Annotated in this window: 19 protein-coding genes; 10 read left to right on the top strand and 9 right to left on the bottom strand. The window is 64.1% G+C overall.

Features of this window, described 5'->3' with window-relative positions:
* From AC1DMG_RS11905 to AC1DMG_RS11885, 5 genes are all read right to left on the bottom strand, one after another.
* The coding region (locus tag AC1DMG_RS11905) for an Hpt domain-containing protein (protein ID WP_477180546.1) at window positions 1-298 on the bottom strand (298 nt) is incomplete at its 3' end.
* Between the two features lie 73 nt (window positions 299-371).
* Window positions 372-2,402, bottom strand: coding sequence for a methyl-accepting chemotaxis protein (locus tag AC1DMG_RS11900; RefSeq protein ID WP_441602515.1), 2,031 nt, complete (start codon window positions 2,400-2,402; stop codon window positions 372-374).
* 115 nt (window positions 2,403-2,517) lie between these two features.
* Window positions 2,518-3,057: a chemotaxis protein CheW gene (locus tag AC1DMG_RS11895; RefSeq protein WP_477177942.1), complete on the bottom strand. Its 540-nt coding sequence runs from the start codon at window positions 3,055-3,057 to the stop codon at window positions 2,518-2,520.
* Between the two features lie 7 nt (window positions 3,058-3,064).
* Window positions 3,065-3,436, bottom strand: coding sequence for a response regulator (locus AC1DMG_RS11890; protein WP_046970385.1), 372 nt, complete (start codon window positions 3,434-3,436; stop codon window positions 3,065-3,067).
* A gap of 31 nt (window positions 3,437-3,467) precedes the next feature.
* The gene (locus tag AC1DMG_RS11885; protein WP_019464684.1) at window positions 3,468-3,824 is read right to left on the bottom strand and encodes a response regulator; all 357 of its coding nucleotides are present in this window, start codon (window positions 3,822-3,824) and stop codon (window positions 3,468-3,470) included.
* A gap of 471 nt (window positions 3,825-4,295) precedes the next feature.
* On the opposite strand from AC1DMG_RS11885, the gene gshB reads away from it, so the two are divergent.
* The 6 genes from gshB (at window position 4,296) to AC1DMG_RS11855 (ending at window position 10,045) form a co-directional block, all read left to right on the top strand.
* Window positions 4,296-5,273 (top strand): glutathione synthase, encoded by a 978-nt coding sequence (gshB, locus tag AC1DMG_RS11880; RefSeq protein WP_477177941.1) that lies wholly within the window; start codon window positions 4,296-4,298, stop codon window positions 5,271-5,273.
* Window positions 5,270-6,136, top strand: coding sequence for an energy transducer TonB (locus AC1DMG_RS11875; protein WP_441602512.1), 867 nt, complete (start codon window positions 5,270-5,272; stop codon window positions 6,134-6,136). Before gshB ends, AC1DMG_RS11875 begins: the two co-directional genes overlap by 4 nt.
* Before the next feature lie 82 nt (window positions 6,137-6,218).
* Complete coding sequence (locus AC1DMG_RS11870) at window positions 6,219-6,794, top strand: YqgE/AlgH family protein (protein WP_046970387.1); 576 nt, start codon at window positions 6,219-6,221, stop codon at window positions 6,792-6,794.
* Window positions 6,791-7,225 carry a Holliday junction resolvase RuvX gene (ruvX, locus tag AC1DMG_RS11865; protein ID WP_477177940.1) on the top strand — a complete coding sequence of 145 codons (435 nt, stop codon included), beginning with the start codon at window positions 6,791-6,793 and terminating at the stop codon, window positions 7,223-7,225. The genes AC1DMG_RS11870 and ruvX overlap by 4 nt, the downstream gene beginning before the upstream one ends.
* Before the next feature lie 19 nt (window positions 7,226-7,244).
* Complete coding sequence (locus tag AC1DMG_RS11860) at window positions 7,245-8,171, top strand: aspartate carbamoyltransferase catalytic subunit (RefSeq protein ID WP_121878116.1); 927 nt, start codon at window positions 7,245-7,247, stop codon at window positions 8,169-8,171.
* 110 nt (window positions 8,172-8,281) lie between these two features.
* The gene (locus tag AC1DMG_RS11855) at window positions 8,282-10,045 is read left to right on the top strand and encodes a hypothetical protein (protein ID WP_477177939.1); all 1,764 of its coding nucleotides are present in this window, start codon (window positions 8,282-8,284) and stop codon (window positions 10,043-10,045) included.
* A 69-nt stretch (window positions 10,046-10,114) separates the two neighbouring features.
* Here AC1DMG_RS11855 and AC1DMG_RS11850 read toward each other — a convergent pair whose 3' ends face one another.
* Entirely contained in the window at window positions 10,115-10,858 is a 744-nt protein-coding gene (locus tag AC1DMG_RS11850; protein WP_477180545.1) for an MHYT domain-containing protein, read from the bottom strand.
* 61 nt (window positions 10,859-10,919) lie between these two features.
* Window positions 10,920-11,717 (bottom strand): hypothetical protein, encoded by a 798-nt coding sequence (locus AC1DMG_RS11845; protein WP_477177938.1) that lies wholly within the window; start codon window positions 11,715-11,717, stop codon window positions 10,920-10,922.
* 407 nt (window positions 11,718-12,124) lie between these two features.
* Between AC1DMG_RS11845 and AC1DMG_RS11840 the strand changes: the two genes are divergently transcribed.
* Window positions 12,125-12,487 carry a BON domain-containing protein gene (locus AC1DMG_RS11840; protein ID WP_441602505.1) on the top strand — a complete coding sequence of 121 codons (363 nt, stop codon included), beginning with the start codon at window positions 12,125-12,127 and terminating at the stop codon, window positions 12,485-12,487.
* 81 nt (window positions 12,488-12,568) lie between these two features.
* Here AC1DMG_RS11840 and AC1DMG_RS11835 read toward each other — a convergent pair whose 3' ends face one another.
* Window positions 12,569-13,735 (bottom strand): PilT/PilU family type 4a pilus ATPase, encoded by a 1,167-nt coding sequence (locus AC1DMG_RS11835; protein ID WP_046970393.1) that lies wholly within the window; start codon window positions 13,733-13,735, stop codon window positions 12,569-12,571.
* Between the two features lie 109 nt (window positions 13,736-13,844).
* Complete coding sequence (locus AC1DMG_RS11830; protein WP_441602504.1) at window positions 13,845-14,885, bottom strand: type IV pilus twitching motility protein PilT; 1,041 nt, start codon at window positions 14,883-14,885, stop codon at window positions 13,845-13,847.
* Window positions 14,886-15,190: 305 nt separating this feature from the next.
* Between AC1DMG_RS11830 and proC the strand changes: the two genes are divergently transcribed.
* The 3 genes from proC (at window position 15,191) to AC1DMG_RS11815 (ending at window position 18,766) form a co-directional block, all read left to right on the top strand.
* Window positions 15,191-16,015 carry a pyrroline-5-carboxylate reductase gene (gene proC, locus AC1DMG_RS11825; RefSeq protein ID WP_477177937.1) on the top strand — a complete coding sequence of 275 codons (825 nt, stop codon included), beginning with the start codon at window positions 15,191-15,193 and terminating at the stop codon, window positions 16,013-16,015.
* Window positions 16,012-16,587, top strand: coding sequence for a YggT family protein (locus AC1DMG_RS11820; RefSeq protein ID WP_477177936.1), 576 nt, complete (start codon window positions 16,012-16,014; stop codon window positions 16,585-16,587). The genes proC and AC1DMG_RS11820 overlap by 4 nt, the downstream gene beginning before the upstream one ends.
* Window positions 16,588-16,693: 106 nt before the next feature.
* Window positions 16,694-18,766 (top strand): M13 family metallopeptidase, encoded by a 2,073-nt coding sequence (locus AC1DMG_RS11815; protein ID WP_477177935.1) that lies wholly within the window; start codon window positions 16,694-16,696, stop codon window positions 18,764-18,766.
* Window positions 18,767-18,861 lie beyond the last annotated feature (95 nt).

Raw genomic sequence — 18,861 nt, 5'->3', positions numbered from 1 at the left:
GCATCAGGCCACGCATCAGCGCGGCGTAGGCTTCCTCACGGTTCGCCACATGGTCTTCGAGCAGCGAGATGGCGAGTGTTTCCATCTCCTCGGTGACCATGGCGGCGCCGTATAGCTCGACCATGCGCAACGTGCCGTGCACCTGGTGCAGGCTGTCCGCACAGGAGCGCATCGCATCCCGGTTGCCCGGGTTGTCGACGTAGGACTCCAACGCCTCGCGGGCCACGGCGAGCGTCTCATCGAGCTCGGGCTTGACCCACTGCAGGGTGGTGAAATCGATATGGTCTTGAAGTCTCATGCGCCCCTCTCACCGATCACGTAACGGTTTGTCACGCAACCGCGAGGTTGCCCCCCGTGAAAAACGTTTTGTGTCAACCCGGCAGCTTAAAGTGCGCCACCGAGCGCCGCAGGTCACTCGCCAGCTGGGCCAGGTAACCGATCGAATCGGCCGTCTGGCTTGCGCCCTGCGAGGTCTGCGAAGTGATTTCCTGAATTGCGTTCATGGAAACCGAGATGTCCGATGCCGCGGTGGACTGTTGGCGCGCCTGGGTGGAGATGTTTTGAATCAGCGCCGACAAGTCATGCGACACGCGCTCGATATCGCCCAGTGCGCTACCCGCGTCCTCCGCGAGTCGGGCACCAGCCACCACTTCGGCGGTGGTCTGTTCCATCGAGTTCACCGCTTCGTTGGTATCGGACTGAATGGTCTGCACCAGCGTTTCGATTCGCTTCGTCGCGCTCGCCGAACGTTCGGCGAGGCGCTGCACTTCGTCCGCCACCACCGCGAAACCGCGACCCGCTTCACCGGCCGACGCTGCCTGGATGGCGGCGTTCAAGGCGAGGATGTTGGTCTGCTCGGCAATGTCGTTGATCAGTTCCACGATCGAGCCGATTTCCTGCGACGACTCACCCAGGCGCTTAATACGCTTGGAGGTTTCCTGGATCTGGTCGCGGATCGAGTCCATGCCCGAGATCGTTTCGCGCACCACTTCGGCGCCGCGCGAAGCGATTTTCACCGAGCGCTCGGCCACGTCGGCCGACTCGGCCGAATCCTTGGACACCGTATCCATCAGGCTGGCGATCTGGTTGATCGCGGTGGTCGCCGTGCTGATGCGCTGCGCCTGGTTCTGCGCCGATTCGGCCAGGTGGCGCGCGGTGGTCTGCGTTTCCTGGGCCGAGGAGGACACCTGCTCGGAGGTTTCGTTGATCGTCGTCACCAGGGTGCGCAGCTCGTCGATGGCGTAGTTCACCGAGTCGGCGATGGCGCCCGTGATGTCTTCGGTCACGGTGGTCTTGACGGTCAGGTCACCTTCGGCGAGCGAACCCATTTCGTCCAGCAGGCGCATGATGGCCTCCTGGTTACGCTGGTTGAGTTCGGTCGACTCCTGGAAGCGGCGGCGTTGGTCGGAGACCAGCTGCACGATAAGCACGGCCAGGAAGGCCGCCGCGCCGATGGCGCCGAGCACGCCCCACCACAGGTTCGGGAACAGGCGGCGGGTCGGCAGCTTGCCGATCTGGTCAGCCAGCTCGTTGGCACGCAGCAGCACGTTCTGGGAATCGAGCGAGGCCTGGTTGCCGGCGCGCTTCACGTCGCTGAGGTTGCCTGCCGCGCCGACCAGCTTGCCGACCGGGTCCTGCAGGTTGTCCCACTGGCCCTGCATGTCGGTGAGGATCTTGCGTGCGTTGGCGTCGCCCATCGAGCGCACGCCCACTTCGGTGTTGCCTTCCAGCAGACCCTTGAGCACCGAGCCGTACAGCTGGCCGTCGCGGGCCAGGCCGTCGGCGGCGGGCTGCGAGGCGTCGCCACCCTGCAGCACTTCCTGCACTCGGCGGATCATACGGTCGGCCAGCAGCATCTGGCGGGCGGAGGTGTAGGTCTGCTCTGCGCTACCGCCGCGCTGCTGCAGGATGTTCACCACCTGCTCCATGCTGGAGTTCAGCACCGGCAGTTCGCGGCCCAGGGTGGCGGCGCGCTGCGAGGAGTCCACCACCAGCGCCTTGTTGGACAGGATCTTGCCGATGTCGGCGTCGAGCTGGCCCCAGGCATTGGTCAGGGCGCCGACGGCGCGACCGGCCGGCGTCGCGTTGTTGTCGGCATAAGGCTTCATGCCGCCCTTCTCATCGCCCTTGTTGAGGCGCTGGATGGCAGCATCGATGGTGTTGCGGTTTGTTTCGAGTTCCTTGAAGGAATCGACGTTACCGTCCGCGGCTTCTAGGGCAAGCTTTGCCGTCTGCTGCGACAACACCTGGATCTGGGTGGTGAGACCCGTCGCCTGTGTATCTTCGCGGCCACGCAAGGTAAGCATGGCGAAGTCGACACCCGTGAAACCGAACGCAATGACCAGCGCAATGATGAGGCCTGTATAGCCCCGCTCTTTGCCCATGCCCCCTGTAGTGCTCATTTCGTTCACCTCGCCCTTCTACGCCTCGCCGCCCATGCCGGCGAAGGCGTCGGATCATCGCCCTAATTCCGGCCTTGAGCAGCGCCGGTCCTACTTGTCGTTCAACGCTTGCGCGTCAGGCCGCAGCCTGACGGAAGTCCGGCGCACGAACCAGCTTGCCCATACTGAACACAGCCAGTCGCGAATCGCCTACACGATCATCCACGAAACGTGCCAAACGCGGGTCGTCTTCCTGCTCGGCCTGACGACGCTGCTCGGCGTCGACCGTACGCTGCCCGAAGACTTCATCCACCATCAGCGCCACGCTGCCTGCACCCTGGCGCACGACGAGCAATCGCGTGCGTTCGGTGGACAGTGTGCGTTCGCCAAACAGGAAACGCGCCAGATCGATGACCGGCACGAGATTGCCGCGCACGTTCGCCACGCCCATCAGCCAGGGCTGCGTGCCCGGCACCGGGGTCAGCGAGGACACCGCCAGCAGTTCGCTGATCTCGTCGATGCCGCTGACGAATAGACGACTGCCTGCGCGATAGCCGATGCCGCGCCAGAGACCGGGGGCCTCCAGGCTTTCCTGCGTGCCGGAGGCATGCGCCAGCGAAAGACGCTCATACCGGGCAAGGATTTCGAACGGCGAGAGCGAGGCGGTCTGGCTCATGCTTGCCTCACGCGGCGTTGGGTAGCAGATCGTTGATGCATGCCAGCAGGTCCTTCTCGTTGACCGGCTTGGTGATGAAGGCACGCGCACCCTGGCGCAGCCCCCAGACCCGGTCGGTCTCCATGGACTTGGTGGTGATCATCACGATCGGAATATTGGAGGTCATCGGATCGCGCGTGAGCGTGCGGGTGGCCTGGAAGCCATTCATGCCGGGCATGATGACGTCCATGATGACCAGATCCGGTTTCTGCTCGCGTACGCGCTCGATGCCGTCTTCGGCGTTGCCGATGGAATCAACCTGATAGCCCGCACGTTCGAGCAGCGTGGTGAACACGCGCACGTCGGTCGGTGAATCGTCGATGATGAGAATATTGGCCACAGGCCCCCCTCAGACCCTGTAGTCGTCCGACTTAAACCGTAACGACATGTCGATGGATTGCACCCAGCAGTTCATCGCGCGTGAACGGCTTGGTCAGATATTGTTCCGCGCCCACGATGCGCCCGCGTGCCTTGTCGAACAGGCCGTCCTTCGAGCTGAGCATGATCACGGGCGTGCCGCGGAACTGCGGGTTGTTTTTGATCAGCGCGCACGTCTGATAGCCGTCAAGTCGCGGCATCATGATGTCGACGAAGATGATCGCGGGCTTCTGGTCGGAGATCTTGGCAAGCGCCTCGAAACCGTCCACCGCCGTAAGCACGTCGCAACCTTCTTTCTTGAGCAAGGTTTCGGCGGTTCGACGGATGGTTTTCGAGTCGTCGATAACCATGACCYTGAGGCCGGCCAAGCCATTTCCACTTATGTTCAAGTTCACAACACCCCCCTGCGACCCGCCCCTGGCTCAGGTAATTCCTGCGACCGCCAACCGATGGGCTAGCGGTCCCATGTTTGAGATACAAACCCGCACGTCCGTGAGGACGTACGGCAACCATTCAGCCGGCAGGCACTCGTGCGTAGCTGTTTACCGCCTGCCTGACCTAACGTCAAGCTGATTTCTTAAGTTAAGCGGGCTACGTCATTGAATCGAACGGTTTGCCTGCCTTGGGAGCCGACCGAGGGGCCGGTCGGCAATGTTTCCCTTTGGGGACAATCCGGACTTTCCAGTGCCTTGGACTGACCACTTGATCGTTGGATAGATCAACGCAATCTCTCCGCTTCGGACGACATACACTGCCATGCTTCCGCCCGGCCGGCACGCCGGTCGCGGATGGTGAACAAGCACTACTACCGGAGAATGACGATGGCCCTCAAGGTCGCCGTACTGATGGACCCGATCGGCTCGATCAAGATCGCCAAGGACACCACGTTTGCCATGCTGCTGGAGGCCCAGCGGCGTGGCCACACCCTGTTTTACATGGAACAGGGCGACCTGGCCGCGCGCAGCGGCGAGCCCTGGGCGCGGCTGGCGCCACTGTCCGTGCGCGACGACCCCAGCGGCTGGTTCATGCTCGGCGAACCCCAGTGGCGCGACCTGCGCGAGATGGACGTGGTGCTGATGCGCAAGGATCCGCCGGTGGATCCGCAGTTCATCTACGACACCATGGTGGCCGAGCTGGCCGAGCGCGCCGGGGTGACCGTGGTCAACCGCCCGCAGGCGCTGCGCGACTGCAACGAGAAACTTTTTGCGATGCACTTCCCGCAGTGTATGGCCCCGACCCTGGTGACCCGCGACGCCGCCGAGTTGCGCGCCTTCTCCGCCGAGCACGGCGAAATCGTGCTCAAGCCGCTGGACGGCATGGGCGGGCGCGGGATCTTCCGCGTGAAGGCCGGCGACAGCAACTTGAACTCGATGCTGGAAACGCTGATTGCCGCCGGCCCCAAGGGCGAGCACAAGCAGTTCACCATGGCGCAGAAATTCATCCCGGAAATCACCTCGGGCGACAAGCGCATCCTCGTCGTCGACGGCGAACCGGTGCCGTACGCTCTGGCGCGCATCCCTCAGGGCAGCGACTTCCGCGGCAACCTGGCCGCCGGCGGCCGCGGCGTGGGCGTGCCGCTGTCCGACCGCGACCGCTGGATCGTCTCCCAGGTAGCGCCGGAACTGCGCCGCCGCGGCCTGCTGTTCGTGGGCCTGGACGTGATCGGCGACTACCTCACCGAGATCAACGTCACATCACCGACGTGTGTGCGCGAACTGGACGCACAATTCGGGCTTAATATTGCCGGCCAGCTCTTCGATGTGATTGAGCAGAACCGACTCGGAACCCGCGCCGCGTGAGCCAACCTGCTGTCCGCACCGGCGCCGACATGTTCGGCGCCACGATGCTTTTCTCGCTATTGCTGCACGGCGTGGTGATCCTGGGCATCACCTTCACCTATGTGAAGGCCAAGCCCAGCCTGCCGACCCTGGACGTGACCCTGGTCGACGTGGCCAATCGCGAAGCGCCGGACAAGGCCGACTTCCTGGCCCAGGCCAACAACAGCGGCGGCGGCGAGAGCGACAAGGCCGCGCGCCCGTCGCAGCTGGTGTCCGGCGCCCTGCCCCGTCCTTCGCAAGGGGTGGCGCCGCAACCGATCGAAGCGAGCGCACCGCGCCCGCAGGAAGCCACTGACGATAAGCTGCTCACCACCACGGGCAACAGCCACTACAGCGTCAGCACCAACAGCGCCAAGCTCGAGCAGACGCCGCAGGATCTTCCCGAGTCGCCGTCGGACATCAAGCGGCGCCAGGAAATGGCCCAGCTGGCCGCCGAAGTGCGCGATCGCAGCGAGCAATACGCCAAGCGGCCCAAGAAGAAGTTCATCTCGTCCAACACCAAGGAATACGCCTATGCGGCGTATATGCGCGGCTGGGTGGACCGGGTGGAGCGCGTGGGCAATATCAACTATCCCAACGAGGCGCGTCGACGCGGCCTGCACGGCGACGTGCTGCTGACGGTGACGCTCAATCGCGATGGCTCGGTGAAGGGCATCGAGGTCGTGCAAAGCTCGGGCCAGCCGCTGCTCGACGCCGCCGCACAACGCATCGTGCGCCTCGCCGCGCCGTTTCCCTCGCTGCCGGCGGACAAAGAGCGCATCGACGAGCTCAACATCACGCGCACCTGGCAGTTCATGCCCAACGACACGCTGCACAGCCGCTGAGTGAGGAGCGGGTGAACGTGTCACCTAAAGGGCCCGCAGATGGCTGCGGACGCCCGGCGCATTCAGGGCATACAATGCGGCCATGGCTTCCCCACTATCCAGCCCGCAGTCTCTCGCCGGTCAGTTCCTGATCGCCATGCCCAGCCTGGCTGAGCCGCCGTTTTCGCGCGGCGTCGCCTTCATCTGCCAGCACGATGAAGACGGTGCCGTCGGACTGCTGGTGAACCAGCTCTCCGAATACCGCCTGGGCGATGTGCTGACCCAGATGAAACTCGAATGCAGCGACCTCGAACTTGCCGACGCGCCCGTGCTGATCGGTGGCCCGGTGCAGCAGGAGCGTGGTTTCGTGCTGCATCGCGAGCCCGGTCATTGGGAATCGAGCTATCGCATCAACGACGAATGGTCGGTGACGACCTCGCGCGACATCCTGGTCGCCATGGCCCATGGTGAAGGTCCACGCCTGGCCATGATGGCGCTGGGTTATGCCGGCTGGAGCGCGGGTCAGCTGGAGCAGGAACTGAAGGACAACACCTGGCTGACCGTCGAAGCGAGCGAGCGCGTGATCTTCCACACGCCGCTCGAAGAGCGCTGGAGCGCTGCCGCAGGCCTGGTCGGGGTCGACCCGTTGCAGTTGCCAGGTTACGCGGGACACGCATGAGCTGTGTGTTTGGTTTCGACTACGGCAGTCGCCTGATCGGCGTGGCCGTCGGCAATCGATTTACCGGAAGCGCGCGTGGGCTGGCCGCCATTGCGGTGCGGGAGGGCGAGCCCGACTGGTCGACGCTCGACACATTGCGCAACGAATGGCTGCCCGACACCCTGGTGGTCGGCCTGCCGCTCGGCCTTGATGGCGAGGAGCAGCCCGCCAGCAAGGGCGCCCGCCGCTTTGCCGACAAGCTCAACCAGCGTTACAACCTGCCGGTGCAGCTCACCGATGAGCGCTACAGTTCGCAGGAAGCCGCGCAGCGCTTCGCCAGCGCGCGTGCTGCGGGCCTGAAGAAAAAGCGCGATGCTGCCACGATCGATGCCGAAGCCGCCGCGGTCATTCTTGAGCGCTGGCTGGCTACTCCCGACACCACCGGACCTTAAGCACGGACTTCCGCCCGCCATGAGCTCTCGCCTGCGCCACCTCACCACCCTGGAACACCTGCCCCGCGAGACCATCGAGCGCCTGCTCGATCGCGCCGAGTCCATGCGCGAAGGCTGCGCCCACGGCACGCGCAAGCTGGACCTGCTGTCGGGCCGCACCATCCTCAACCTGTTCTTCGAGCCGTCCACGCGCACGCGCACCTCGTTCGAACTGGCCGCGCGCCGCCTCAGCGCCGACGTGATCAATTTCGACATCGGCTTCTCCTCCACCAGCAAGGGCGAAGCGCTGTTCGACACGCTGCATACGCTGGAGGCGATGCACCTGGATGCCATCGTGGTGCGCCACAAGATCTCCGGCACGCCGGAGGAACTGGTGCGTCATGCGATGAGCGGCGTGTCGGTGATCAATGCGGGCGACGGCAATCGCGCCCATCCCACCCAGGGCCTGCTCGATGTCCTGACCATCCGCCAGCACCGACCGGATTTCCGGCAGCTCACCGTGGTGATCTGCGGCGATGTGAAGCACTCGCGCGTGGCGCGTTCGGACGTCCATGCGCTCAAGGCGATGGGCGTGAAAGAAATCCGCCTGTGCTCGCCCAACGCGCTGATGCCCGATGAGTCGGAATTCCCCGGCTGCGTGATCACCGACGACTTCGACGCCGCCATCGAGGGCGCCGACGTAGTCATCATGCTGCGCCTGCAGAAAGAGCGCATGGCGGTGACCGACCTGCCCGACGAGGCCGCCTACTTCCACCGCTACGGCCTGGACAACCGCCGCCTCGCCCGCGCCGCCAAGGCCGCCCTGGTGATGCACCCCGGCCCGCTCAACCGCGGCATCGAGATCGCCCCCGAAGTGGCCGACGGCCCGCAGTCACGCATCCTCGAACAGGTCGGCAACGGCGTGTTCGTGCGCATGGCGGTGCTGGCCGAGGTGCTGGGCCGCTAAGCCCACCCTGGACCTTCGGCCACGGCTCGGCAGAGCCGTGGCTCACCGCGATAAGCCAAGAATGCAGGCATAATGCGCGGCGCAACACCACTTCACTCAAGGGATTAGACATGCGATCGACGACGCGCATAGCCGCGCTAAGCCTCGCCGGTGTCCTGCTGGCTGCATGCCATCACAAGGACAAGGACGCTCCGCTGGCCTTCGTACCGGCCGTTACACCGTACGTGGTGGGCAACCTCGACGTGCTGGACGACGACACGCGCAAGGCGCTGCTCGCCCAGGCCGATGCCCAGCTGCCGTCGGAACTGGTCCAGCTCCGCTCCGCCGCCGACGAAATGGCGGAAAAGGACCCCGACCTGTCCCGCTTGCTGAAGGCACTGATCGCCGAGCTGGATGGCAAGAGCATCGAGGCGTTCGCGCAGAATGCGGGCCTCAACATCAAGGGTCGCTCGGTCGTGTACGGCCTGGGCCTCTCGCCGGTCGCCCGCTTCGAGCTGGTTGATCCCAAGGCGTTCGATGCCTTCGTGGGTCGCCTGGAAGCCGCCTACGGCAAGCCGTTCGACACGGCTACCGTCGGTGGCCTGAGCTATCGCAAGCATGTCACCGCCGATAGCGGGTTGCAGGTGGTGCTGGCCGAGGTCGGCAAGCAGGCCGTTGCCGCCATCCTGCCCGCCGATGCGCCGGAAGCCACGCTGCGCCTGGCCTTCGGCCTGGATCGCCCGGAGAAGAATCTGCAGGACGACGGCCGCCTGGAAAAACTCGCCAAGGCGAAGGATTACCAGCCCTGGGCCATCGGCCAGGTCGATCTGGCTCGCTTGCTGCCGCTCGCAGCCAGCGGCAAGGACCCGTTGTTCAACACCTTGATCAAGGCGCACGCCGAGGCCGAATCGGCCAAGACGGGCGAGCCGGTGTCCAACCAGCTGAAGGTGTCGCCGGTGTGCGAAAGCGAAGCCGTGCGCATTGCCTCGCGCGTGCCGTCGGTGAGCTTTGGCTACACCAAGCTCGACGAAAAGCACCAGAACATCCGCTGGGATGTGGCCCTGGCGGACGACGTCACCAAGGCCTTCAGCGGCCTCAAGGTGGAGCTGCCGGGCCTTGGCGCCGCCGGCACCGCGCCGTTCGACATCAGCCTCGCCGTGCCCATCGTCCAGCTGCGCAGCTTCTGGGGCGCGCAGGCCGAAGCCGTGGCCGCCAAGCCATTCACCTGCCCCTCGCTGACCCAGCTCAACGAGGGCTTCGCCAAGATCGGCCTGATGACGCAGCAGGCGGCCGTGCCGCCGATCGGTGATCTGCTCGGTCTGCGCGTCGCACTCGACAGCTTCGAACCCGGCAGCAACGACGCCATGCCGAAGTTCAGCGGCCGTATTTTGATCGGCACCTCCAATCCCGCCGGCCTGCTCGCGATGGCGCAGATGGCCGCTTCCGGCCTGCAGCAGGTGAAGCTGACGACCGACGGCAAGCCGGTGGCGCTGCCGCCCGAAATCACCGCTCCGCTCGGCGCACCCGTGTGGGCCGCGATGGGTCCCAAGGCGCTCGCCCTGGCCGTAGGCCAGGGCGAAGACGTGAAGCTGGGTGAACTGCTCAACGCCGCCAGCGGCGACGCCGGTCGCCTGGGCCGACTCAGCCTGAGCGGCGACATGTACCAGGCCTGGGTGAAAGCCATGGCGCAGAAGGCCGAGCACATCGCCGAGATCACCGCAGCTTCGCAGTCGGACGACCCGCAGGCCCAGGCGACCGCCAAGGCGGCGGCTGAGCGCTCCAAGGCGCAGTTCGAATCCATGCAGGCACAGGCCGCGCGCATCAAGTCGCTCAACGGCGAATTGCACATGGAAAGCGCTGGACTCGTGATCACCAGCCAGACCGAACTGAAGTAATACCTCCATCGCGATGGAAACAAAACGGGGCGCCCAGGCGCCCCGTTTTTTTTGGCCATGTCGGTCCGATCAGATCGACAGCGCGGCCCGACGCTGCTGGCGCACGATGCTCAGGCCCAGGGCCAGTGCAAGCAGGATCACCACCACCACGAAGATCACCAGGCCCAGGTGTTCGCCGTGCATGCCCTGCTCGAAGCCGGCCGGCAAGGTGGCGCCCTGGGTCATCTCCATCGCCGACATGCCCGTATAGTGCATGCCGCATACGGCAACGCCCATCACCAGCGCGCTGCCCAGCATCTGCAGTTTTCCGCGCAGGTTGAAGRCCAGCCACAGCGCCGCCATCGAGGCCACCATGGCAATGCCCACCGACAGCGCCACGATGCTGCCGTCATAGGACACGATCGCCGAACTCAGCATGGCCGCCATGCCCAGATAGTGCATGCCCGCCACGCCCAGCCCCATCAAGACACCAGCCAACAGCAGGTTGATGAAGCGAAACGAGCCGCCACCGACGATCGCCAGACCCAACGAACACGCAACAATCGCCAGCAGTGCCGAGGCGATCGTCAGCGGAATATCGTAGGTCACCTGCACGCCCATGTTGCAGGCAATCATGGCGATGAAGTGCATCGCCCAGATCGCGCCGCCACCCATGGCCGTACCGGCGGCCAGAATGGCACCCCAGCGCTGCCGGCGACCCTGCGCCAGCGGTATGCCCAAGGCAAACTGCAGTGCGGTGAACGATCCCAACACGGATACGGCATACGACAACCCGACCAGCACTCCGTTGTAATGCTGATGCATGTCTTGCATGAAGTTCCCCTTGGTTGACTATGGATGCCCTGCGGTCACCGCCATGCTTCGCAGGCGGCGATCACTGGGATATGTCGAACACACACATGGCCGCGCCTTGGCTGTGGCAGCTGGTTTCGCGCACGAAGACCGCGCGTGCGCCCACCGATTCGGCCAGCAGGCCTTCGATGAATCCGCAGAAGAACCGCCCGCCCGACGCTCCGCCCGGCTGGCATAGCGGGCAAGCCTTCACGTGCAACTGGTGTTCCTGATGATCGACGGTCACCAGCACGCGCAGCGCCGGCACCGCGATGCGGCGTATCGCATCGGGCAGGCTCAATCTGGCGCCCAGCGCGAAATCGCGCTTGAACACCCAGTTGCCGGTACGCCGGCCGGCGAGATAGAGCGACGCATCGCGCGCCTCTTCGGCCACCGCGTATTCCAGATTGATCAGCCAGGGAAAGATGCGCGGATAGTCCTTCGCCATGTTCGGCAACATGCGCTCGACGCGCGCGACGTCGGCGCCTGCAGCGATCGATATGGCCTCCTGCACTTGAGCCGGTTTGGCTGCACTGGCGAAAGCCATGGCCGGGACAGGCGCAGGCCTGGTTGCACTGGCGGTGGCGCCCTCGTCGAATGGCGCCAGTTGCGGTCTCAAGGATTCGAAACTGAGTACGCGCGGATGGCTGCCCAACGCCTCCTCCAGTGCCAGCTGCCGATCATCCGGCCCGCGCAGCAGCAGGGTGAGGCAAGCGCCTTGTGCTTCCTGGACCAGGCGTTGGCGCAGCAGCACGTGGCCGTACTCCGTCACCACGCGGCCGAGCTCGACCAGCAGCCCTTCCCTACGCTCGGAAACTACCCGAACTTCCAACTCGGCCATGATTCCCCCCGAAATCAAGCCAGCACAGGTTTGTGCTATTGCTCGCAAATCTGCCGTATAGCCGTCTATTCCACAAGGCGGATTTTCAATTTGGCGACGTGGTTCACAGACTGGTTTTTTTATCGTTTCGTGAGCCTTTGCGTCTGCGTCAGCGCGCAGAAAGCTAGATCACGCCTCCTCACGCGATCATTGTGATCTCGATCACAGCTGCCACGATCTTAGTATCGCCAACACCGTTCCAACACATTCATGACATCGCCTTGGCATGGGTAATCGCGTGCTGAACAGGTTCCCCTTCCAGCCATGATTGATTCATACCCAAACTGTTTGGATGGAGTCACGGAGGCCGCGGCGAGCGGCAACCGTCTGTCTTATGGACAGCGATTCCCCACCACAGGAGATTCCCCATGCGCATGAACAACCTGTTCCGCAAGACGCTGATCGCCGCTGGTCTAGTGGCTGCCTTCTCGGCCATGCCTGTCGCACAGGTTGCCGCCCAGGACGCCATGCAGAAGTCGTCGGACAACCAGACCGTGCCCGATAAAACGGCCGATACCTGGATCACCACCAAGGTGAAGTCGGAGCTGGCGACGACCAAGAACGTCAAGAGCACTGATATTTCGGTGACCACGATGGACGGCGTGGTGACGCTCACCGGCACTGCCAGCAGCGCGGCCGAAAAGGCCAAGGTCGAAGGCGTGGCCAAGAAGGTGAAGGGCGTGAAGAGCGTCGACGCCAGCGGCCTGACCGTCGCCGATACCGCGAAGTAAGCCCTGCGCGCCGCACAGCGGCCGCCAAAACGAAGAAGGAGCCCTGTTGGGCTCCTTCTTTTTGGCATCGTTACGACAATCTCAGCGGTGTAGCAGACCGCCGCCGAAGTTCTGCGAGTCCTTGGTTTCTTCCAGCTCCACGCCGTCCAGGCCTTGCGACAAGGTGTGTGCATCGCCGCCTTGTGCAAGCTTGATGCGCAGGCGCACTTCGTTGGAACTGTCCGCGTGACGCAGGGCGTCCTCGTAGGAGATCTCGCCGGCATGATAGAGCTCGACCAGGCTCTGGTCGAAGGTCTTCATGCCTAAGTTGGTGGACTCCTTCATCACTTCCTTGAGCTTGTGGATCTCGCCCTGGCGGATGTAATCCTGCACCAGGGGCGTACCCAGCAGCACTTCCACCGCCACGCGACGCGCCTTGCCGTCGGGCGTGGGGATCAGCTGCTGCGCGACCACGCCCTTGAGGTTGAGCGACAAGTCCATGAACAGCTGGGAGCGGCGGTCTTCGGGGAAGAAGTGCAAGATGCGGTCCATCGCCTGATTGGCGTTGTTCGCATGCAGCGTGCACAGGCACAGGTGACCGGTTTCGGAGAAGTTGATCGCGTGTTCCATCGTTTCACGCGTACGCACTTCGCCGATCATGATCACGTCGGGCGCCTGGCGCAGCGTGTTCTTCAGCGCGTTGTCCCAGCTGTCGGTATCGATGCCCAGCTCGCGCTGCGTGATGATGCAGCCCTCGTGCTTGTGCACGTATTCGATCGGGTCTTCGATGGTGATGATGTGACCGGTCGAGTTGGCGTTGCGGTAGCCGATCATCGAAGCCAGCGAGGTCGATTTACCGGTACCGGTACCGCCCACGAAGATGATGATGCCGCGCTTGGTCATCGCCAGCTGCTTGATCACCGGCGGCAGGCTCAGTTCCTCGATGGTCGGGATCTTCGACTCGATGCGACGCAGCACCATGCCCACGCAGTTGCGCTGGTAGAAGCACGACACGCGGAAACGACCCACACCCTGCGCCGAGATGGCGAACTGGCATTCGTGGGTCTTTTCGAACTCTTCGCGCTGCGAGGGCGTCATCACGTTCAGCACCATGTCGCGCGACTGCTGCGCGGACAGCGGGCTCTGGGTGATCGGCACGACGCGTCCCTGCACCTTCATTGACGGCGGCACGCCGGCCGTGATGAACAAGTCGGAGGCCTTCTTGTGCACCATCAACTTGAGGAAGGAGGTGAAATCGAAGTCGCTCATGGGAACCCCCGCAAATCGTGAATAGCAAACAGCGAATGGGAAAAGCAGGAACCGCGCAGGATGGAGTAACCCAATGTGCTTTGACTGTTCCCGATGTGCTTTGCCCTAGTTACCCCTTGAAGATGTCCTTGTTGCGCGCATAGCCAATCGCCTGCTGACGCGTCACCAGGCCGCGCTTCACCAGGTCTTGCAGGTTCTGGTCGAGCGTCTGCATGCCGTGCTGCTGGCCGGTCTGGATGGACGAGTACATCTGCGCCACCTTGTCCTCGCGGATCAGGTTACGGATCGCGGGGATGCCCACCATGATCTCGTGCGCCGCGATACGACCGCCGCCCACCTTCTTCAGCAGCGACTGCGAGATCACCGCGCGCAGCGACTCGGACAGCATCGAGCGCACCATCGGCTTTTCGCCGGCGGGGAACACGTCGATGATACGGTCGATGGTCTTGGCGGCCGAACTGGTGTGCAGCGTGCCGAACACCAGGTGGCCGGTTTCCGCCGCGGTCAGCGCCAGCCGGATGGTTTCCAGGTCGCGCAACTCGCCCACCAGCACATAGTCGGGATCTTCGCGCAGTGCCGAACGCAGCGCCTCGTTGAAGCCGTGCGTGTCGCGATGCACTTCGCGCTGGTTGATCAGGCACTTCTGCGAGGTGTGCACGAATTCGATCGGATCCTCGATGGTGAGGATGTGGCCGTATTCGTTCTTGTTGATGTGGTCGACCATCGCCGCCAGCGTGGTGGACTTGCCCGAACCGGTCGGGCCAGTCACCAGGATCAATCCCTGCGGCTGCTCGATCAGCTCGCGGAACACGCCGGGCGCGGCCAGGTCTTCCAGCGTGAGCACTTCGGACGGAATGGTACGGAACACCGCACCCGCGCCGCGGTTCTGGTTGAACGCATTGACGCGGAAGCGCGCCAGGCCGGGTATCTCGAAGGAGAAGTCGACTTCGAGGAATTCTTCGTAGTCGCGGCGCTGCTTGTCCGACATGATGTCGTAGATCAGCGAGTGGACCTGCTTGTGCTCGAGCGCGGGGATATTGATGCGGCGAACGTCGCCGTCCACGCGGATCATCGGCGGCAGGCCGGCGGACAAGTGCAAGTCCGAGGCCTTGTTCTTCACCGAGAAGGCAAGCAGTTCGGCGATATCCATCTGGTTTCCCCTTGAACCCAATCATCTGGATGGCAAACGCCCGGGCGGGAGGCGGTTTTCCCCAGACGCGGCAACGCGGCGCATAGGCGCCGAGCCGTGCGACAGGTCCGTTCCCCGTTCCCAAGCTGCTGGCCGATACTACTCGCCGCGCGGGCCGCGCCACCAGTCTTTCCTTTGGCCGTAAGCCGCAAACTGCGGACCAGGTTGGATGTTGCTGTGCTTAGGCCCGTCCAGAGGGCACTTCCGCCACAGGACGCGCGGCCCCGGGCTCCGGTAAGGTACGGACCCATTAGTGAGGACCCTGCATGACACGTATCGCTTTCATCGGCGGCGGCAACATGGCGCGCAGCCTGATCGGCGGCCTGCTCAAGACCGGCGTGGCCGCCTCATCGATCACCGTGGCCGAGCCCCGCGCCGACGCGCGCCAGGAGCTGGGCCGCGAGTTCGGCATCGCCAGCTATGCCGAGAACCGCCTCGCCGCCGCGGAGGCCGATGTGCTCGTGCTGGCGGTGAAACCGCAGATCATGCCGGCCATCCATGCCGAGCTGCTGGACACCCTGGTGCGCCAGCGCCCCATGCTGATCTCCATTGCGGCAGGCGTGCGCATCGACCAGCTCGAACGCTGGTTCGGCCACGCCCTGCCGATCGTGCGCTGCATGCCCAACACGCCCTCGCTGATCGGTGCGGGCGCCACCGGCCTGTTCGCCAACCGGCGCACCAGCCCGGAACAGCGCGCCAAGGCGCAACACATCATGGATGCCGTGGGCCTTACCCGCTGGGTCGAGGACGAGTCGCTGATGGATACCGTCACCGCGGTGTCCGGCTCCGGTCCGGCCTATTTCTTTGCGATGGTGGAGGCGCTGGAACACGCCGCGTTCGCCCAGGGCATGTCGCGTGAAACCGCGCGTGCGCTGGCCGCGCAGACCTGCCTTGGCGCCGGCCGCATGCTGGTGGAGAGCGGCGAAGACCCCGGCGTGCTGCGTCAGCGGGTGACCTCGCCCAACGGCACCACCCAAGCTGCCCTGGAAAGCCTCGCCGCCGATCATTTCGCCCAGACCGTCGCCCACGCCGTGGCTGCCGCCACGCGCCGTGGCGCCGAGCTGGCCGCTGCCCTGGACAATGCCTCGTGAGTTACCTAGTCAACGCCCTCTCCTTCCTGGTCGAACTGGCCTTCGGCGCCGCCGCCGCGCTGTTCGTGCTGCGCCTGCTGGCCGAAGCCAGCCGCGTGGACTTCCACAATCCGCTGAGCCAGTTTGTCTACCGCACCACCAACCCGGTGCTGGCGCCGATCCGTCGCCTGCTGCCGAACTGGCGCCGACTCAATGTGGCGGCCCTGCTGATCGTGTGGCTGCTGATGCTGATCAAGCGCATCGTGCTGTTCGCCCTGCTCGGGCTGTTTCCGCACGTGCTCGGACTGTTGGTGCTGTCCATTGCAGACACCCTGGACTTCATCGCCATGTTCTACGTGGTGCTGATCTTCATCTGGTCGCTGATGAGTCTGTTTCAGGTCGAGACCTATCATCCGGTCTATCGACTGGCCGGCAGCCTGGTGTCACCGCTGCTGCGTCCGCTGCGCGGCAAGCTCACCGCCGGTGGCCTGGATTTCGCGCCGTGGGTGGTGATGATCGTGCTGATCCTCGCGCGCCTGCTGCTGGTCTCGCCGCTGACCGATCTCGGCGCGCGCCTGGCGCTGGGTCTCTGAACCCTTTCCACGTCCATGACGCTCTCGTTGCCGGCACACATCGCCGGCCGTCGCGCCCTGGACGCTTCATCGTCATGTCAAACCTCTCTCCTGGAGAATTCACCGCATGAAAGCGACCCTGCCCAACCTGCGCCGCCGCCTGCTGGTGCTGGCCCTTGCCGCCGCCTCGGTCGGCAGCGCGTATGCCGCCAGCTCCACCGCAGCACCGACGACGACCAAGCCCGACGTGGTCGCCGATCACATCGACACTTCGGTCAAGCCTGGCGACGACTTCTTCGAATTCGCCAACGGCGCCTGGCTCAAGGCCCATCCGATCCCGCCCGAGGAATCGCAGTGGGGTATCGGCCAGGTGGTGCAGGACGAGCTGTACGCGAAACTGCGCAAGATCAGCGAGGACGCCGCCGCCAACAAGAGCGCCGCCCCCGGCAGCGACGAACAGAAGATCGGCGATTTCTGGACCATCGCGATGGACCAGGCGCTGGCCGACCAGCTCGGCATCACCCCGCTGAAGGACGAACTGGCGCGCATCGATGCCGTGCACGATGTGAATTCCGCCCTCGACGAAGCGTTCGCCCTGCAACTGCTGGGCGTGGGGCCGTTCTTCGACTTCTCCGTGCAGCAGGATGAAAAGCAGAGCGACGTGATGGCCGTGCACCTGTGGCAAGGCGGTCTTGGCCTGCCGGAGCGCGACTATTACTTCAACCAGGAAAAAGGTGTCGCCAAGGTGCGCACCGCGTATGTGGAACACCTGCACCGCACCTTCCGCATGCTGGGCAAGAGCGACGCCGAGGCTGCCAACAGCGCCAAGCAGGTGATGGCGCTGGAAACCGCGTTGGCCAAGGTATCGCGCCCGCTCGCCGATCTGCGCGATCCCGAGAAGAACTACAACAAGATGGCGCCGGCCGATGTCACGGCCAAATACACGCCTGCCATTGCATGGAACACGCGCCTGACCGGATGGAAGCTGCCGGCCAGCACGGTGATCGTCGGCCAGCCGGAATTCTTCAGCGGCATGCAGGCCTTGCTGGCCAAGACACCCACGCCCGTCTTGCGCGATTACATGCGCGCGCGCCTGGTGGACGCATACGCCAGTTACCTCAGCGCGGATTTCGACAACGAACACTTCGACTTCTACGGCCGCACGCTCAAGGGCCAGGCGCAGCAGAAGCCGCGCTGGAAGCGCGCCTTGCGCGCCGAGAACAATGCGCTCGGCATGATCCTTGGTCGCATCTATGTGAAGGACTATTTCTCCGAGGCCTCGAAGCAGCGCTACAACACGATGGTGGAAGCCATCCGTACCGCCTACGGCGAGCGCATCGACCAGCTTGACTGGATGAGCCCCGCCACCAAGGCCAAGGCGCACGAAAAACTGGCGGCGATCACCAAGAAGGTGGGCTACCCGGACAAGTGGAAGGATTATTCCAAGCTCACCATCGGCCGCACCTCGTACGCGCAGAACATGATGAATGCCACGCGCTGGCAAGCCGAAGACATGATCAGCAAGTTCGGCAAGCCGGTGGACCGCAACGAGTGGGAGATGACCCCGCAGACGTACAACGCCTACTACAACCCATCCAACAACGAGATCGTGCTGCCCGCCGCGCAGTTCATGATCCCGGGTTTCGCCGACAACCAGATCGATGATGCGGTCGTCTACGGCTACGTCGCCGCCTCCACCATCGGCCACGAAATCACCCACGGCTTCGACGACGAAGGCCGCCAGTACGACGCCAAGGGCAACCTGGTGGACTGGTGGACCAAGGAAGACGCCACTCGCTTCAAGCAGCGCGCCGACGTGATGGTCAAGCAGTTCAATGCCTACGAACCGCTGCCCGGCCTGCACATCAACGGCGAAGCCAGCCTCGGCGAAAACATCGCCGACTTCGGCGGCATCATGATCGGCATCGATGCGTTCAAGAAAACCGAGCAATACAAGAAGGGCGAAAAGATCGCCGGCTACACGCCGATGCAGCGCTTCTTCCTCGGCTATGCCCTGGGTTGGCTGTCACAGGAACGCCAGGAACAGCTGCGCACCGGTCTGCTCTCCGACGTGCATGCACCGGCCAAGTGGCGCGTGAATGGTCCGCTGTCGAATGTGCCGGATTTCTATGAGGCGTTCGACGTGAAACAGGGCCAGCCGATGTGGCGGCCGGAGAATCAGCGGGTGAAGATCTGGTAATGCCTTTTTGATCCCTCTTCCTTCCGGGAGAGGGATCGCTGGGTCTGTGGGAGCGCACCCTGTGCGCGACAGTCACGCTGCGGCGTATCGCTCCG

The sequence above is a fragment of the Dyella sp. 01N36 genome (genome assembly GCF_056399745.1).
The sequence above is the reverse complement of the archived record's forward strand: the minus strand, read 5'-3'. Positions and strand labels throughout refer to the sequence as shown.

Excerpts from the sequence above, each read along its gene's own strand:
- AC1DMG_RS11855 (WP_477177939.1), top strand. The coding sequence starts at position 8,282 with ATGCGATCGACGACGCGCATAGCCGCGCTAAGCCTCGCCGGTGTCCTG.
- AC1DMG_RS11845 (WP_477177938.1), bottom strand. The coding sequence starts at position 11,717 with ATGGCCGAGTTGGAAGTTCGGGTAGTTTCCGAGCGTAGGGAAGGGCTG.
- AC1DMG_RS11885 (WP_019464684.1), bottom strand. The coding sequence starts at position 3,824 with ATGGTTATCGACGACTCGAAAACCATCCGTCGAACCGCCGAAACCTTG.
- AC1DMG_RS11860 (WP_121878116.1), top strand. The coding sequence starts at position 7,245 with ATGAGCTCTCGCCTGCGCCACCTCACCACCCTGGAACACCTGCCCCGC.
- proC (WP_477177937.1), top strand. The coding sequence starts at position 15,191 with ATGACACGTATCGCTTTCATCGGCGGCGGCAACATGGCGCGCAGCCTG.
- AC1DMG_RS11895 (WP_477177942.1), bottom strand. The coding sequence starts at position 3,057 with ATGAGCCAGACCGCCTCGCTCTCGCCGTTCGAAATCCTTGCCCGGTAT.
- AC1DMG_RS11835 (WP_046970393.1), bottom strand. The coding sequence starts at position 13,735 with ATGAGCGACTTCGATTTCACCTCCTTCCTCAAGTTGATGGTGCACAAG.
- gshB (WP_477177941.1), top strand. The coding sequence starts at position 4,296 with ATGGCCCTCAAGGTCGCCGTACTGATGGACCCGATCGGCTCGATCAAG.
- ruvX (WP_477177940.1), top strand. The coding sequence starts at position 6,791 with ATGAGCTGTGTGTTTGGTTTCGACTACGGCAGTCGCCTGATCGGCGTG.
- AC1DMG_RS11840 (WP_441602505.1), top strand. The coding sequence starts at position 12,125 with ATGCGCATGAACAACCTGTTCCGCAAGACGCTGATCGCCGCTGGTCTA.
- AC1DMG_RS11900 (WP_441602515.1), bottom strand. The coding sequence starts at position 2,402 with ATGAGCACTACAGGGGGCATGGGCAAAGAGCGGGGCTATACAGGCCTC.
- AC1DMG_RS11815 (WP_477177935.1), top strand. The coding sequence starts at position 16,694 with ATGAAAGCGACCCTGCCCAACCTGCGCCGCCGCCTGCTGGTGCTGGCC.
- AC1DMG_RS11870 (WP_046970387.1), top strand. The coding sequence starts at position 6,219 with ATGGCTTCCCCACTATCCAGCCCGCAGTCTCTCGCCGGTCAGTTCCTG.
- AC1DMG_RS11830 (WP_441602504.1), bottom strand. The coding sequence starts at position 14,885 with ATGGATATCGCCGAACTGCTTGCCTTCTCGGTGAAGAACAAGGCCTCG.